Below are 17,030 nucleotides of genomic sequence, written 5' to 3' on the forward strand. Positions count from 1 at the left end.
ATCTAGCAAATGAGGAGATTAAATTATGAATTGGTATGATAAGCTGAACCAGTATTTCCCTATTGAAGAAATGAAGTCCAAAGAACATATTGAAGTTCTTTTAGAAGATAAGCAGGAAATATATAAAAAGGATGAAGGTCCCGACCATGTTTTATTGTATGTGGAAGGAGAAGAGTTTATATTCGTTGATTACCTTTTTGTATCAAAGAATTCAAGGGGGCAGGGATTAGGAAGGAAATTAATTCAAAAATTGCAAAAAAAGCAGAAAACGATCTTGCTGGAAGTAGAACCAGTACAAGAAAATGATGACGATACATTGAAAAGGCTGAAATTTTATAAAAGGGAAGGATTCCAGCATGCCTCTTCAATTTCCTACAGCAGAAAATCCCTTGCCACCAAGGAGAATACGCCTATGGAAATCCTATATTGGCCAGCAAATCCATCAGTTGATGAAGAAGACGTATTTGATTTCATGAAAGAGATTTATTCTGAAATCCATACTTACAAAGATGATGACCTATATGGGAAATCTTATCAAGATGTTGAGGATGTACTAAGCTTGAATGCAAGTCAGGAAACGGATATTTTTAAAGAGATGGAAATTTAAGAAAAAAAGGGCCGGTCGTTTTACCGGCCCTTTTTAGTTTGTCGGAAAAAGTACGGTGGACAGGTCGAATAAATTCGTGAACGGTCGAGTAAAGTACGGTGTATGTCGGTCGAATAAAGTACGGTGCAGGTCGAAAAAATACGTGAACGGTCGAATAAAGTACGGTGCGGGTCGAATAAATTCCGTGAATGGTCGAAAAAACTGCGTGAACGGCTGAAAAAACAGCTCAGTACGTCGAAAAAGTACAGTAAGGGCCGAAAAAAGTGTTCCAAAAGAAAACAACTGGAACGTTTTTTAAAGAAAATGGCGAAAAACTGTCCTTTCTTAAAATTTGTGCATAAAGGAGGTTCGGAATGGTCTCACCCAAACCACGATTTTAAAATAAGACTTGTTTATCGTTTATGGCTTTTTACTGTTCTATGAAAACCCTCAATGGATTGAAGAAAATTGCGACACTCCTGCCGAAAAACTGGCTAGCGGAGACCCTGGAGGCACGTGCTTTGATGCGGATTGGCAGGCAGTCGGCGGAAAGGGAACGGATTTCTGAAAACAACTGTAATGTTTTTTTCGACTGCAGGCAAACTGTCTTTTCTTTTTGTGCATTTTTTGCGGGCAAATGAATATCTATAACTTCTTGAATGGTAGATTACTCACTTATCGCTGATTTTTTCGAATTACTTTTTTACTTTTGGAAATATATGTGCTAAAAGAATGGTTTTTCTTGTAAAAGGAGGAATTTTCTTTTTATTAAAGAAAATATATTAACATGTTCTTGTTTATTGACAAAGATAGGGGGTAAATAAAAGTAACGAGTTAATAAAAAAATCATGAGGGCCGAATTGAGAGTTAACTGAGAATGGTAGGTAGGTATTTTCAATTAGAAAAAGCGGTTTTAATGTATTACATAAAAAACAGAAAAAGCTATAGTACAGGCTAAACTAGAAGTTTAAAAGGATTTTTCCAAATATCAAAAAGGGTATTCATTTTAAAAAATTTAGTGTATAATAAAGAAAATGAAATACTTATTTAAAATTATTTCAAATTAGAGTGGTACTTATGAATACTAATAGTAGATTTCCCCTCATAGATCACCGATTCTATATTTAGGGAGTGTGAGTAAACATGGTAACATTATATACATCACCTAGTTGTACTTCATGCAGGAAAGCAAAAGCATGGTTAGAGGAACATGAGATTGGATATAAAGAAAGAAACATTTTTTCAGAACCGTTAACGATTGATGAGATTAAAGAAATTCTTCGAATGACTGAAGATGGAACCGATGAAATCATTTCAACACGGTCAAAAACTTTCCAAAAGTTAAACGTAAATTTAGAGAGCCTGCCTCTTCAAGAATTATATAAATTGATCAAGGAAAATCCAGGTCTGTTGAGACGTCCGATTATCCTTGACGAGAAACGGCTTCAAGTTGGTTATAACGAAGATGAGATAAGACGCTTTTTACCGCGTAAAGTTCGTACCTTCCAGTTACGGGAAGCACAACGCATGGTCAACTAATAAGGTCTTTCAAGCTCTGCCAGGAAATGTGCAGGGCTTTTTCTTTATACATAACCGATTTTCCGTTGATTTTTTTTACTTAATGACGGGTAACATAACAGGATTCAAAGGCGACAGCAGACGTTTTGGATTTGCAGCAGGTTTCTTGAACCGGTCATCATTTAAAGAAAAAATAAGAATGCACCTCATCATGCCGTGTATATAATAAGGCATTAATGGCAGTAAGTTTAAAATTGAAGAAAGCATTATGATAGTTGCATGCGGATGAATTTTTTTATAGAATGAATGGAATATTAGGCAAACAATTGTTTTTTAGATATGTAATGTTTTTTATTTCCCTTCTTCAAGGTTTTGTCATAAAATGATGTAAAATAGTCTGTTTTAATGACTATCATGATTTACAGTATTCACTTACGGGTAAAGAGCTTTTAAGAGCAATTTTCGCTTGGGGGTTATTATCCCTTCAAAATGAGAAAGGAAGGGAGAGGGGAATCATGGAAATCGAACGCATTAATGACGATACAGTTAAATTTTATATTTCCTATATAGATATTGAGGAAAGAGGCTTTGATCGTGAAGAAATTTGGTACAGCCGCGAGCGAAGTGAGGAACTTTTTTGGGAAATGATGGATGAAGTGCATCAAGAAGAAGAATTCATGATTGAAGGACCTTTATGGATTCAAGTTCAAGCCCTTGAAAAAGGCTTGGAAGTTTTGGTCACAAAAGCCCAGCTTGCCAAAGATGGTCAGAAACTCGAGCTGCCTCTTTCAGATGATAAGTTAAGGGATTTGAATGTATCAGACAAGATGGATACGCTTCTTGATCAACATTTTCATGGGAAAGATGAAGAAAGCGGTATGACATTCGAAGATGGTATGATTGAATTCATCACGACTTTCGAGGATTTTGAAGATGTCATTTCATTAAGCAAGCGTCATGGCTTGGATGACTGGACGACAAAACTTTATGTTTATCAGAATAAATATTATCTTTATATCGAATTTTCCGAGGCTGAGATTGATGAGGAAGAAATCGATAATGTTCTAAGTCTTTTATTGGAATATAGTCAGGAGTCACCTATAACGGTGCACATGCTTGAAGAGTACGGTAAGATAGTTATCGAAAATGATGTATTCACAACGGTCGATAAATATTTCGCATAGACTGTTGAGGCCGATTTCAGTAGAAATCGGCCTTTTCGTCCAAAAATGAATGTTTTACCTTAGCAGGGAGGTTTTCATCATATGCCTGTGTTTGTTAATTGGAGGTAGTCTAGGTGAAGAATATAGTTGGCATCGGTCTGCTTATTCTCTTGTTGGTCGGCTCTTGGTATTTTCTAATAAATGGCGTCGATGGCAGGGTGATTTTTTATTCCAGCCTTATATTGACCCTTTTCTTGGTGATAATTGGATTCAACATTTTCCTGGAAAACAGAGATCCCATCGAGACCATAACGTGGCTGGTTATTTTTGGCGCTTTCCCATTCGTCGGTTTCATCTTTTACTTTTTGTTTGGCCGTAACTTTCGGAAAGAAAGGATATTTCGCAAGAAGTACTTTTTGGATAAACAGAGTTTCGTGAAAATAAGCGGCGAGGCGGAGCATAATGACCGAATTAAGGAAATGGGCGAGAACCCTCAGCAGTTAATCACTCTTGCAAATAGGCTGGGGAATAGCCCTATTTCATTTACGACGGAAACCCGGGTGTTAAGGAATGGTGATGAGACATTTTCCAATATCATCGAAGAATTAAAAAAAGCCACACATCATATTCATTTAGAATATTATATTGTTAGGGATGACCGCATTGGCGGTCTGCTAAAGGACATCTTGATACAAAAAGTAAAAGAAGGGGTAAAGGTCCGATTTCTCTATGATGCGGTTGGTTCCTGGAAGTTAGCTCGTTCATATATCGATGAACTGAGGAGTGCGGGAGCTGAAATGGTTGCTTTTGGTCCGTTGCATCTCCCTTTATTAAATAATACATTCAACTTTCGCAACCATCGTAAAATAATTGTGATAGATGGCTCTGTCGGTTTCATCGGCGGTCTCAATATTGGGGATGAATATTTGGGACAAGATCAGAAATTCGGTTCTTGGCGGGATACGCATCTTATCATAAAGGGGGAAGCGGTCAGGACTTTACAGCTCATATTTCTACAGGATTGGTATTATAGCACCAATAATAGTTTTTTAAGTGATGAATATCTCATGGCTGGCCTGCCGAACCACCATGGACATGGCGGAGTTCAATTGATTGGCGGCGGGCCGGATAGTGAGTGGACGATCATTAAAAGCATTTTTTTTAAAATGATCGCTTCGGCAGAAAAGTCCGTCTGGATTGCCTCTCCGTATTTCGTTCCTGATGACGATATCTTTCAAGCATTGAAGGTAGCTGCCTTAAGTGGTTTGGATGTCAGGCTGCTCGTACCGAAGAACCCCGATAAACGTATCGTATTTCATGCTTCGAGAACTTATTTTCCCGAATTGCTCGCTTCCGGAGTTCGTATATTCCAATATAATGAAGGCTTCATGCATAGTAAAATCATCATCGTTGATGACCAACTGGCGTCAATTGGGACAACCAATATGGATATGAGAAGCTTTCACCTGAATTTCGAAGTCAATGCTTTTCTCTACCGGACTGAAAGTACTCGGCAGCTGGTGAATGATTTTTTGGAAGATATAAAAGTATCCCAGGAAGTGGAGATTGATGCGTTTTCCAAACGGAATTTCGGTTTGAAAGTATTGGAGTCCACATGCCGATTGCTTTCACCCCTTCTTTAGATAGTAACTTTCCTTTATGCCGATCAGGCATTTTTTTTTGCGGATTAAAAGGAATCCTAAGCGAAGCAGGCGAATGTAGTGGATGAGGAGGAGATGTATGCTAACTGCGATAAAGAAAGATGGAACTTGGATTACCCTCCCTGAAAAGATACCGGCAAACGAGATTGATGAATGGAGAAAGTCAGCAGATTATTACTGTCCATGCTGCAAGATGGAAATGACCATCAAAGCGGGAAACGTGAGGATCCCTCATTTCGCACATAAAAATCGTTCTTCATGCCGTGCTTCTTCAGAACCGGAATCCGCCTATCATTTAATGGGAAAAAGAAAATTGTTTCAGTGGTTATTATCACATGGTTACCAAGTGGATCTAGAAGCCTACCTTCCTGAAATTAAGAAAAGGGCTGATATTTTAGCTGTGATAGGAGGCAATCGCTATGCAATAGAATTTCAATGCTCAGTTATCCCCGAGGTGGAATTCATGGAAAGGACAAGAGCCTACCAAAGCATAGGCATCAAGCCAATCTGGATCCTCGCTGCAAAACGCTTAAAAAGGAAAAGGTTGTATGAATTCAGTTTAACCCGCTTCCAATGGCTCTTCGTCACCGGGAGCTTCCATCATCCGTTTCTGTGGATGTATTGCCCGGAAACTGATCATTTATCAGTATTGAAGAACCTCACTCCGTTTACCCCTAGAACCGTCTTTGCCGAATTGACAACAGCTTCTTTAAAGCTCCTTCCCCCTAGTCGTGCATTGCCCCAAAATTGCTTTGGTTTCCCTTTTCTGCCTGCGTGGAGATATAAACGAAATGGCTGGTCCCTGCATCGAGTGAAAACAGCACGCCGATGCGATCCTTTTTTCGAAGAGCTTTATTCACACCATATTACACCTGCGACACTTCCCATTGAAGTGGGTGTTCCCGTCAGGGGGATGCTGTTGATCGAAACTGCCTCGATCGAATGGCAGGCATGGTTATACATGGATGTGTTTCAAGAGAAAAGAACAGGGGAAAAGATTTCTATGGCTGATATTATCTGCATTTTTAGAAGGCGCTCAAAAAAAGGGGAAATAAAGTTCAGACCGTTGCCATTACTTCATGAAAAACCAATCGAATATCCTGTAGGTCAATATATCATGCTTTTGGAGCAATTGGGTTATCTATCAAAGCTGGAAGAAGGGGTTTTTAAGGTTGAAAGGGAATTTACCCTTGCCTTCACCAGTGATCAAGCTCAAATTTTGGAAAAAAATTTCTATGATAAGCATAAATTGATGATGGAAAAGGGGAATATCCAGTATAATCAGTGATAACATCTCTATTTATCCTGAATTCAGATGAAATGGCAGGATTATTTTTGTTAATGGAGAAATAGTAATAAGAACTGAGATTTAAAAGCTATAAAAAGAATGAACGCCGAGTGAACCATTGCGGCGTCTATCCGGTTTACGAGTTAGCCCAATGGCAAGTTTCTATAGAATGAGGAGGAATTTTTTATGGCACAGGAAACAAAAACGAATACATTACCTTCAAGAAGTGAAATAGCTCCTGAAGATACTTGGAGACTGGAAGATATCTTCGCAACCGAGGAAGATTGGGAAGCTGCCTTCAAAGCGGTAAAGGAAGACCTCAAGAAAGCGGAGGCACATAAAGGCACGTTGGGTGAAAGCGCAGAAAAATTATTCGCGGCGCTTCAACTCCAAGATGAAGTATTCGAGAAGCTAGGGAAAGTTTATTCTTATTCACATATGCGCAATGATCAAGATACAACCAATCCTTTTTATCAAGGGATGGAGGATCGGGCAAAAGCTTTATATGCCCAGGCAGCGGCTGCGTTTTCATATATGGTTCCTGAACTATTGAGTATTGACGAAAGCAAAGTGGAAGGGTTCTTGGAAGAAAAAGAAGAATTGAAATTATACAAGCATTCTTTAGAGGAAATCAATCTTCAGAGACCACATATCTTATCAGCAGAGCAGGAAGAATTATTGGCGCAGGCATCAGAAGTACTCGATGCATCGGGCAATACTTTCGGTATGCTTAACAATGCCGATTTGAAATTCCCGACCATCAAGGATGAAGAGGGAAATGAAGTGGAAATAACTCACGGAAGGTATATCAGTTTCCTTGAGAGTGAAGATCGCCGTGTACGTGAGGAGGCATTTAAAGGGGTATACAGCAAGTATGGGGAGTTCCGCAATACATTTGCTTCAACCCTGTCAGGTGAGGTGAAAAACCATAACTTCAATGCCACGGTTCGAAAATATGATTCAGCACGCCAAGCGGCGTTAAGTAATAACAACATTCCGGAGACTGTATACGATAATCTCGTTAAAACGGTCAATGACAACTTGCCATTACTTCACCGTTATCTTGATTTACGTAAAAAAGTACTGCAATTAGATGAACTTCATATGTATGATCTATTCACTCCACTTGTTAAAGAAGTGAAGATGGAAGTGACATATGACGAGGCCAAGGATTATGTCCTTAAAGGACTTGCTCCGCTTGGGGAGGATTATTTGAACGTTTTGAAAGAGGGATTTGAAAACCGGTGGGTCGATGTGCATGAAAACAAAGGGAAACGAAGCGGGGCCTATTCTTCTGGTACATACGGGACAAATCCTTATATTTTAATGAACTGGCAAAATAACGTCAATAACTTATTCACGCTCGTTCATGAGTTTGGACATTCGGTCCATAGCTACTATACACGTAAATATCAGCCATATCCATACGGGAATTATTCAATATTTGTAGCGGAAGTTGCATCGACTTGTAATGAAAATCTGTTGAATGATTATTTATTGAATTCAATTGAAGATGAAAAGAAACGCATTTATTTATTGAATCATTACCTGGAAGGTTTCCGCGGCACATTGTTCCGGCAAACGATGTTTGCAGAGTTTGAACATACCATACATTTAAAGGCTCAAAATGGGGAAGCGTTGACAGCGGATATGCTTACTAAGGAATATTATGAGCTGAACAAGAAATACTTTGGCGAGAACGTGACCATTGATGAAGAAATCGGTTTGGAATGGGCGCGTATTCCACACTTCTACTATAATTACTATGTTTATCAATATGCGACTGGAATCAGTGCAGCAACAGCATTGAGCAAGCAAATCCTTGAAGAAGGAGAGCCTGCTGTCAAAAGGTATCTGGAGTTCTTGAAGTCAGGAAGTTCCGATTATCCGATTGAAGTACTCAAAAAGGCTGGTGTCGATATGACAAAAGCCGAGCCTGTACAAGAAGCCATGAATGTATTCGAGGAAAAATTAAATGAGTTGGAAGAGCTTTTGAATAAATAGGTTGTGAAAAGGACCCAAGCACTGCCGGGTCCTTTTCATCATATATGGATGTCCGTCATAATCCTTTAAAACGATTTCTCTGATTTAAGCTATGAAGAATTATAAAGAAAACAAAAAATAAAATAGGGGAGGTAAAATACAGAGGAATGAGGTTCATGATACCGAGTAGCTGGACAAATAGCGACCCTATCAAGAGTATGAGTAGAATAAAGACTTTCAATTTGGTCACCTCCAACCTGGCAGCAGAAAAAGCTCATCTGCTCTTTATTAGATATTATGTTTTAGAATAAGCAGTATTCTAAGAATATGACAATAATGTGAAGTTGCGCACAAAGTTCTTGCAATTAAGGTGTGTAATCTGCTATAGTACAGATATAGAAGTTATCACATCCCAAACATATACCCCTTTGTTTGTTCGTCGTGAAATTTCTCCCATCCCCTTATTCGTATAAATAGATGAAAACCCCAGCAAATTTAGCGGTTTGCCGGGGTTTTTCATTTGCATGAAAAGTAAAATGAATTAAATGCGGCATTAACAGAAGTTAAAAAAGGCCTAGGCATTAAAAATGATAATGTGATATATTTCACAAATAGATGTATTCCCAATCTAGATCAGATATTAAGCGGATATCAAAAACACTTATAGCTTTAAATAAAAAGGGCTCGTATTTAGCTACATATCGGAAGGGATAATAAAAAAATGAAAAATATATATTGTGAACAATTTGTGAAAAGTTACACATATAGTTGAAACACAAATAGGTTATCTGTTATATTATTTATTGTGAAGTGAATCACAAACAAACTTATACCCCTTTGTTTGATCGTGAAAAATTTCTCCCATCCCCTTATTTTCTTATAAAAAGCCATGCAATCTTTTGATTGCATGGCTTTTCCTTTAATAAAACAAAGAAGCAGTCAAATTCATGACTGCTTCTTTGTATATCTCCAAAACGTTCCGTATTTAGCAGGAATTTTCTCTGCCAACTGTTTTAAAACAAGCTTTTTCATTTCCAACTCGACGTTATTCTTATTCATATTATAAACGGTTTCAATTTCCTTCGTGGCCACTAGCTTGAAACAGCTTAAAAACTCTTCGAGAGAGGGGGGGTTTGCAGGGGCTGGAAGACCATTCAGCATATCTTCTAAAATTTGAACATATACCTCGTAAGAATAGACACCTGAAACTTTTATTCCCTCTTCTTCAATATTTTGATTGAAAAAGACAAGGGAGGGTATTTCAGTCACTTCCATTTCGCTCGTGATCTTCATGTCACATTGAAAGCCTTTGGCTGCACTGGAAGAATTGATATCATAAAGGAATTCTTCCACATCCAATCCAACCATCTTGGCACATTCGGTCAAGACTTCGATATTGGATATATCCTTTTTTCCTATGAATACATATTCTTGAAGCTGCCTTAAAAAGCGAATGGCCAATTTACGGCCCTGCAATTCCGCTGCTTTTATTGCGATGGAAGCTGTATATGGAGAAGAGATTGGGTTTTCAGACCAAAGGCTTCCGTCGCAGGACATTCCCGAGCGGCTGGCAGTCTTTTCCCAAACTTGAGCAATGTTTTCATAATTTTTATTTTTCCCCATATTAAGAGAATCGATTTTACCGCTTAAAACATGGCGTAAACTGAACAATTGGCCATATTCTATCTGTAATTTCCTAATAATTGGTTCTAAGCCCCAGCATTCGGGACAAAGCGGATCAACAAAAACATAAATTTCAATTGGCTTTTTTCCTATATCATAGCAATGCTGCGTCTTGATCCAATCGGAAATATTGAAAACTGGTTTTTGTGCGCTCAACTGCCTTCTCCTTTCCCGTCAGTTCCGGATGTATTGATCATATGCTGTGCCGTCAAATAGAGACGGTGATAGAAAAACTCCCTAATCTCACCGTCAAGGCCAACTTCGTCCATAGCTTGATACATGCATGAGAGCCATGCTTTCGCACGTTCTGGTGTAATTTCAAAAGGTATATGTCGAGCCCGCAACATAGGATGGCCATGCTCTTCTGTATATAAAGAGGGACCGCCTAAATATTGAGTCATAAATTGTTTTTGTTTACGGACCGTTTCTGTTAAATCGTCAGGGAATATTGGCTGCAGATCCGGGTGTTGACTAACGTTGGAGTAAAACACATCAATTAACTTGTGTAATTGCCCTTCTCCAATTAATTCATATGGTGTAGGGTTCCCTTGCATCATGTTGATTACTCCTTTTAAAGAAAGATGGTTGATATTTATTCATATTTTATCAATGACGTCCTGATATAACAAATATATAGCTTAAAGAAAATTTTACATCTGTAGTATGACACAGGGGAATGATCCGGAAATGAAAGGTTTTGGGGTGCTTTACGATTTGTTAACAATTCGTGGAAAAAGAATATATAGACATGAAAAAACTGACCCTTCACAAATAAACAGGGTCAGCTTGCTTTAGCTTGAAAATGTCCCATAAACTTTCTGAACATAGTTCTGAGTTTCTTTAAAGGGGGGGATGCCGTTATATTTATCTACGTTTCCAGGCCCTGCATTATAAGCAGCAAGGGCAATCTGGATGTCCCCGTCATAACGTGCCATCATTTGACTTAAATATTTACTCCCGCCCATGATGTTTTGTTCCGGATCGGTTGCATCATCCACCCCAAGGCTTTTTGCAGTTGCTGGCATTAACTGCATAAGGCCAGTTGCACCCGCATAACTGGTGGCTTCAGGGTTAAAGTTCGATTCTTGTTTAATGACGGACTTAATCAGTTTTTCCGGGAGATTATATAAGCTGGCCGCCTGGCTGATGATATGATCATAATTTGTTGCGGTTTCACTGCTCTCATTGTCAGCAGGGGCAGTGGATACCGGGTTGATGTTCATGGATGTCAGGCCGCCGGGTTGAAGGAAGGACTTCGTTTCCGCTTCCACGCGTGATAAAAGGGAACCCAATGTCTGCGAAGCGCCTTCAAGAGCATCACCCGAAACCAGTTCCGAGAGCATGTCCTGGAAAATGGATCGAGATGAATTTGCATTTGTGTTGTTGCCATTTGTGAATTGCTGGATTGCCTGCAATTCCATGAACGTTTTGAAATCTTGGATTTTCAAACTCTCCACCTCCGAATGGGTTCAAACAGTTATTTTTGGAATTTGGCTCGATAAAACCTCTTTACTTTATTTTCGGTTTCCCTTACCGGAATTTGAAGGGTTTCAAGGAGGGTCAGGAAATTTTTTTTCCCGGCGTTTGCATCCGTCACTTCATATTCAAGCTCAAAGTCTTCCTGATTCAAATAAGAACTATGATCTAAAACAAGTAAACCCTCTTTGTAAGGAAATTCAAAACGGTCCGTCTTTAATGTCCCAAAGCAGGTAAAGTCTTTTGGATCAATTCCGCATTCGAGGATAAGAAGTTGGATCTGGCCATCAGGGAATGTGTTATGATTCAGAAACGCATTAGCGGTTTCTTCAGAGATATCTTGATTCGTTTCCAATAATCCTTCTGTAGCGGGCTGTTTTAATGTCAGCTCGTAACGCCCGTTTTTCTCGCGGATCCTAAGGGCAGAGTCTTGATTTTTCAAAGTGAATCCGAGTGTATCGAAGTAATGATTTTTCTGTGTTTTAAAGTTTGATGCCCCGACATGAAAGTATTCGATCAGTTGCTGAAATTCTTTTTCGCTTAAGAGGTTTTTAAATTCAATTTCAATATGCTGGTTCATGTGTTCCATCCTTTCTGGCTGATTCTTAGGTTAATCATATAAGAACCATTCCAGCTGTCAAATTGGATTCAATAATTTTTTGCTATTGTACTTGAATATTTAGGAATCAATTGCAGGATATGATAAAATATAAACGTTGAGCATGAGAAATGGTATATCGTATATATAGAAATTTAATACATACTTTTTGCTAGAAAGATTTAATTGGATCCAGTGGTGAATTGGCATAAAGTCATGTGACTGCTGGATTTAGGAGAGCGTTCTGCCCATACCAGAGTTGAACAGGCGCTTTTTAGATAGATATAGGTGGTGTGGCAATGGAGAGTTGGGACGATTTCTTGGCGCCTTATACTCAGGCTGTCGAAGAATTAAAGGTTAAGCTAAAAGGATTAAGGAAACAGTTTGAGAGAGAGAATATTCACTCACCGATCGAATTTGTAACAGGCAGGGTAAAGCCGATTGTCAGCATTTTGGATAAGGCGAGCCTGAAGGATATTCCCATTGATAAATTGGGAACGGAAATACAGGATATTGCAGGGCTTCGGATGATGTGCCAGTTCGTGGATGATATCGAACAGGTAGTTGAACTATTACGAGGTCGCAATGACTTCGAGATAGTCGAGGAGAGAAATTATATTTCGCATAAAAAAGCAAGCGGCTACCGTTCTTATCATGTTGTAATCCGCTATCCGGTCCAGACGATCCATGGCGAAAAAAATATCCTTGCCGAAATTCAAATCAGGACCCTTGCGATGAATTTTTGGGCGACGATCGAACATTCTTTAAATTATAAATATAAAGGCATTTTCCCGGAAGATATTCAACTGCGACTCAAACGTGCAGCTGAAGCTGCCTTCCTGCTTGATGCAGAGATGTCGCAAATCCGTACGGAAATCCAGGAAGCACAGCGTCTTTTTTCCAGGAAGAAAGATTCTTGAACGCATAAATGGGTAAACGAGAAGAAATCTAAATTGAAGGTGGGATTACATGAAATTTGCGATTACGTCAAAAGGAGATGCGAAATCGAATACTTTAATGCAAAGGATGCGAACGTATCTTCAGGACTTTCATTTGGAATATGACGAAGATCAGCCGGATATTGTCATATCTGTCGGTGGTGATGGCACTTTATTATATGCTTTTCACCGTTATAAGAATCGATTGGATAAAACCGCCTTTGTTGGTGTACATACAGGACATCTTGGTTTTTATGCAGATTGGACCCCTGATGAAATCGAAAAATTGGTGATTGCTTTAGCAAAAACACCATTTCAAATAGTGGAATATCCACTCCTCGAAACAATTGTCCGTTATCAGCATGGTGGACGGGAAGCCAGATTTTTGGCTTTGAATGAATCGACAGTCAAAAGTGTTGAAGGGACGCTCGTCATGGACGTTGAAATTCGCGGCCAGCATTTCGAGACATTCCGTGGAGATGGTTTATGCATTGCAACGCCATCTGGAAGCACGGCGTATAATAAGGCGCTTGGCGGGGCCATCGTCCATCCATCAATCGATGCCATCCAGATTACCGAATTGGCATCCATTAATAACCGGGTGTTTAGGACGGTAGGATCGCCACTTCTGCTGCCGGCACATCATACTTGTATGTTCAGGCCGGTCAATGCGGTCAATTTTCAAATTACCGTCGACCATTTGTCCTTGCTTCAGGAAAATGTAAAGTCGATACAGTGCCGAGTGGCAGATGAGAAGATCCGATTCGCCAGATTCCGCCCTTTTCCTTTCTGGAAAAGAGTGCATGATTCATTTATTGCTAATTAAGGAGATAGACTCACCTCATGTCAAATCAAAACTTTTCTTTGACCTGGTCGGTTTTTGAAGAGGATTCTGGCTCTTTATTGCGAGAGTTTCTCAACAAATGCGATATTTCAAAACGAGCATTAACGGATATTAAGTTTAAAGGTGGATATATCCAGTTGAACGGCGAAGAAGTAACCGTAAGGGAACGGATAGAAACAGGCGATATCGTCACCGTCATATTTCCGCCGGAGCAGGCAAGCGAAGGCCTTTTGCCGGAACCCATCCCCCTGAATATCAGGTATGAAGATGAGTTTGTATTGGTGGTGGCCAAGCCCCCTTCCATGAATACCATTCCTTCACGCGAGCATCCCAACGGCAGTCTGGCGAATGGCTTGGCGGGTTATTATAGGAAGACGGGAATACAGGCAACGATCCATATAGTTACACGTCTTGATCGGGACACATCAGGTCTGGTTTTAATTGCCAAGCACCGGCATATCCATCACCTTTTAAGTGAACAGCAAAAATCAGGACAGGTTAAACGGAGATACCAAGCCATAGCTGAAGGAATCGTTGAAGGTCCTGTAGGAGAGATAGTGGCGCCAATCGGAAGAAAATCGACCAGCATCATTGAACGGGAAGTCAGGGAGGATGGCCGGTATGCCTGTACCCTATTTAAGGTATTGGCCCACACAGAGTCCCATACATTCCTTAATTTAGAACTCCAAACAGGGCGTACACATCAAATCAGGGTCCATATGGCGCATATTGGACACCCGCTGGCTGGTGATGATTTATATGGAGGGAACAGGAAAGGTATCCCTCGCCAAGCCCTTCATTGTTTTGAATTGAAATTTTTACATCCTTTCACCAAGAAGATGATGTTGTTTCAAGAAGAGTTACCAGAAGATATGACCCGTTTGCTCGAGGGAAGTTGACTTTATAACCGGTGCATTAAAACGATTCAAGCTTATGAAAAAATCCATAGACGAAAAAAAACTCACCAAGATGGCGAGTTTTTTTGGTTAATCAAAAGATGTCCTGAATTTTTCCGCAATATATGGCATGGTTGAAGGCACCTCTTGAAGCTCCATTTCGGGATAACGGACAGCGGTCAGTTTTCCACCAAAGACGCAGCCAGTATCAATATTGTATGTATGATTGACTCGTCTAGCTTCAGGAACTGGTGTATGTCCATATACGATCCATGTTTCCCCTTTGTATGTTTGGGCCCAGTCCTTCCTGACCGGTGACCCATCGGGATGTTTGGAGCCATTGATATCACCATAGAGGACAAAGGTTTTTACTTTACTGCTATATTGACCAATATAGTCACTGCGAATTCCTGCATGGGCAATGATCAATCTCCCTTCATCAATCAGTTGATAAAGTGGGGAACGTTCATACAGATCCATGAATTTTTTACGGATCTTCTTCTGCTCCCGGATGTTCAGTGATTCATATTCAGCTACAGTAGTCTCTAAACCGTGCGATATTTGAACTTTATTGCCTGAAAAATAACGATATAATTTATTGCAGTGGTTACCTGGGGCATACCTTGCTATATTTTGGTTAATGACTAATTCATGGACAATCTCGATTACTTGAAGGGAATTTGGACCGCGATCGGTTAAATCCCCTACAAAGCCGAGTATCCTTCCAGAGGGATGTACAGGAAATCCAGTCTCCCATGTATAGTCCATTTTTTCGGTCAGCTGCCTGAATTCAGCGAAACATCCATGAATGTCCCCTATGATATCGATGTTCATTTGACACATCCTTTGTTTGTTTTGTCTATGTTTATGGTATTAGTATAGTATTATTAAAAAAAATAAAATATAAACGAGGAAATGAAAAAATATGTTTTAGGAGGTGTAGAGTTATGGAGGAGATGAAGGACCGGGAGCGGGAGAGCAGTCAAATGAATAACGAGCTTTTGCTTGAAGCACTTAAAACGGAAAATCTGGATCAGTTTCGTACGGAGTTCCTTGAAATGCATCCATATGATCAGGCTCAATTTTATACAAGCTTGTCAGATGAATTCAGATCCGTCGTTTACACATATTTGTCACCGGAAGAAATGGCGGACCTTTTTGAAAATATAGAAATAGATGAAGAGGATTACGAAAGCCTGCTGGCTGAAATGACTCCTTCTTATGCAGCCGATATGCTTTCCAATATGTATGCGGATGATGCGGCTGACGTCCTGAATGAAATCAATGATGAGCAGGCCGTCAGCTATTTGACCATCATGGATGATGAAGCGGCAAGTGAAATCCAGGAGCTTCTGAACTATGAGGAATCTACGGCAGGAAGCATCATGACGACAGAGTTCATTGCCATTGAAGCAAACGAAACGGCTCGATCAGCCATGCAGATCTTAAAAAGGGAAGCTCCGGAAGCGGAAACGATATATTATGTGTTCGTTACCGATCAGGATAAGAAGCTGCTTGGTGTTTTATCGCTCAGGACATTGATCATAGCTGATGAAGATGCTTTAATCGGTGATTTAATGGATGACAGGGTAGTTTCCGTACCTGTATCCGAAGACCAGGAAGAGGTGGCACGAAAAATAAGGGACTATAACTTCCTTGCCGTGCCTGTCGTCGATTTCCAAAACCATTTGTTAGGGATCATTACGGTTGATGATATCATTGATGTCATGGATGAAGAGGCATCTGATGATTATTCCAAATTGGCGGGTGTATCAAATTTGGACAATGTTGATAAGAGTCCCTTTTCTGCTGCTAAGAAACGGCTGCCATGGTTGATCATCCTTTTGTTTTTAGGTTTATTGACCGCCAGCCTGATTGGCCGTTTTGAGGAGACACTTAGCCAAAAAGCGATTCTTGCTGTATTTATTCCATTGATAGGCGGAATGGCTGGCAACACAGGAACTCAAGCATTGGCTGTTGCAGTACGGGGAATTGCAACAGGGGACTTGGAGCAGGATAGCAAGTGGAAGCTAGTTTTGCGGGAGGCTGGGACAGGCCTCATCACAGGCCTGACATGTGGAATAGCCATCATTTTAATCGTATATATTTGGCAAGGGGATTTAATGCTCGGTTTATTGGTCGGCATATCTATTTTCATTACATTGATAGTCGCCACACTCGCGGGATCGCTTGTACCGCTCCTCATGCATAAAATGAAGATCGACCCGGCGGTAGCTTCCGGACCATTCATCACAACCATCAATGACATTATCAGTATCCTGATTTACTTCGGATTAGCTACATTATTCATGGGTTATTTACTATAAGCTAAAGAAGGCCCTCTTGGAGGGGGATTCCCAGAGGACTTTAGAAAACGGTGTTTTTATCAAAGGAAA

Annotated in this window: 15 protein-coding genes; 10 read left to right on the top strand and 5 right to left on the bottom strand. The window is 40.0% G+C overall.

Going from position 1 to position 17,030, the window contains the following annotated elements:
* Positions 1-25: 25 nt before the first annotated feature.
* The 6 genes from ABOA58_RS06890 (at position 26) to pepF (ending at position 8,220) form a co-directional block, all read left to right on the top strand.
* Positions 26-607, top strand: coding sequence for a GNAT family N-acetyltransferase (locus ABOA58_RS06890; protein WP_137017214.1), 582 nt, complete (start codon positions 26-28; stop codon positions 605-607).
* A 1,122-nt stretch (positions 608-1,729) separates the two neighbouring features.
* Positions 1,730-2,125 carry a transcriptional regulator SpxA gene (spxA, locus tag ABOA58_RS06895; protein ID WP_034314502.1) on the top strand — a complete coding sequence of 132 codons (396 nt, stop codon included), beginning with the start codon at positions 1,730-1,732 and terminating at the stop codon, positions 2,123-2,125.
* Between the two features lie 494 nt (positions 2,126-2,619).
* Complete coding sequence (mecA, locus tag ABOA58_RS06900; protein WP_034314498.1) at positions 2,620-3,288, top strand: adaptor protein MecA; 669 nt, start codon at positions 2,620-2,622, stop codon at positions 3,286-3,288.
* Between the two features lie 113 nt (positions 3,289-3,401).
* Positions 3,402-4,910 (top strand): cardiolipin synthase, encoded by a 1,509-nt coding sequence (gene cls, locus ABOA58_RS06905; protein WP_350301743.1) that lies wholly within the window; start codon positions 3,402-3,404, stop codon positions 4,908-4,910.
* A 97-nt stretch (positions 4,911-5,007) separates the two neighbouring features.
* Positions 5,008-6,216, top strand: coding sequence for a competence protein CoiA (locus tag ABOA58_RS06910; protein ID WP_350301744.1), 1,209 nt, complete (start codon positions 5,008-5,010; stop codon positions 6,214-6,216).
* Between the two features lie 186 nt (positions 6,217-6,402).
* Positions 6,403-8,220: an oligoendopeptidase F gene (gene pepF, locus ABOA58_RS06915; protein ID WP_350301745.1), complete on the top strand. Its 1,818-nt coding sequence runs from the start codon at positions 6,403-6,405 to the stop codon at positions 8,218-8,220.
* A 924-nt stretch (positions 8,221-9,144) separates the two neighbouring features.
* Here pepF and ABOA58_RS06920 read toward each other — a convergent pair.
* From ABOA58_RS06920 to ABOA58_RS06935, 4 genes are all read right to left on the bottom strand, one after another.
* A complete protein-coding gene (locus ABOA58_RS06920) occupies positions 9,145-10,038 on the bottom strand; it encodes a ClpXP adapter SpxH family protein (RefSeq protein ID WP_377409009.1) in 894 nt (297 codons plus the stop codon).
* A complete protein-coding gene (locus ABOA58_RS06925; RefSeq protein ID WP_350301746.1) occupies positions 10,035-10,439 on the bottom strand; it encodes a globin in 405 nt (134 codons plus the stop codon). Before ABOA58_RS06925 ends, ABOA58_RS06920 begins: the two co-directional genes overlap by 4 nt.
* Positions 10,440-10,673: 234 nt before the next feature.
* Complete coding sequence (locus ABOA58_RS06930; protein ID WP_434547767.1) at positions 10,674-11,339, bottom strand: lytic transglycosylase domain-containing protein; 666 nt, start codon at positions 11,337-11,339, stop codon at positions 10,674-10,676.
* A gap of 20 nt (positions 11,340-11,359) precedes the next feature.
* The gene (locus ABOA58_RS06935) at positions 11,360-11,938 is read right to left on the bottom strand and encodes a CYTH domain-containing protein (RefSeq protein WP_350301748.1); all 579 of its coding nucleotides are present in this window, start codon (positions 11,936-11,938) and stop codon (positions 11,360-11,362) included.
* Positions 11,939-12,255: 317 nt separating this feature from the next.
* Between ABOA58_RS06935 and ABOA58_RS06940 the strand changes: the two genes are divergently transcribed.
* The 3 genes from ABOA58_RS06940 to ABOA58_RS06950 are packed head-to-tail and all read left to right on the top strand — an operon-like array spanning position 12,256 to position 14,637.
* Positions 12,256-12,876 carry a GTP pyrophosphokinase gene (locus tag ABOA58_RS06940; RefSeq protein WP_034314484.1) on the top strand — a complete coding sequence of 207 codons (621 nt, stop codon included), beginning with the start codon at positions 12,256-12,258 and terminating at the stop codon, positions 12,874-12,876.
* A gap of 49 nt (positions 12,877-12,925) precedes the next feature.
* Positions 12,926-13,720 (top strand): NAD kinase, encoded by a 795-nt coding sequence (locus ABOA58_RS06945; protein WP_053534153.1) that lies wholly within the window; start codon positions 12,926-12,928, stop codon positions 13,718-13,720.
* A 17-nt stretch (positions 13,721-13,737) separates the two neighbouring features.
* A complete protein-coding gene (locus ABOA58_RS06950) occupies positions 13,738-14,637 on the top strand; it encodes an RluA family pseudouridine synthase (protein WP_350301749.1) in 900 nt (299 codons plus the stop codon).
* An 87-nt stretch (positions 14,638-14,724) separates the two neighbouring features.
* Here ABOA58_RS06950 and prpE read toward each other — a convergent pair whose 3' ends face one another.
* Positions 14,725-15,468: a bis(5'-nucleosyl)-tetraphosphatase PrpE gene (gene prpE, locus ABOA58_RS06955; RefSeq protein WP_350301750.1), complete on the bottom strand. Its 744-nt coding sequence runs from the start codon at positions 15,466-15,468 to the stop codon at positions 14,725-14,727.
* 122 nt (positions 15,469-15,590) lie between these two features.
* Between prpE and mgtE the strand changes: the two genes are divergently transcribed.
* The gene (gene mgtE, locus ABOA58_RS06960; RefSeq protein ID WP_350302812.1) at positions 15,591-16,961 is read left to right on the top strand and encodes a magnesium transporter; all 1,371 of its coding nucleotides are present in this window, start codon (positions 15,591-15,593) and stop codon (positions 16,959-16,961) included.
* Positions 16,962-17,030: the final 69 nt, after the last annotated feature.

The organism is Peribacillus frigoritolerans (assembly GCF_040250305.1).
Lineage (GTDB): Bacteria > Bacillota > Bacilli > Bacillales > DSM-1321 > Peribacillus.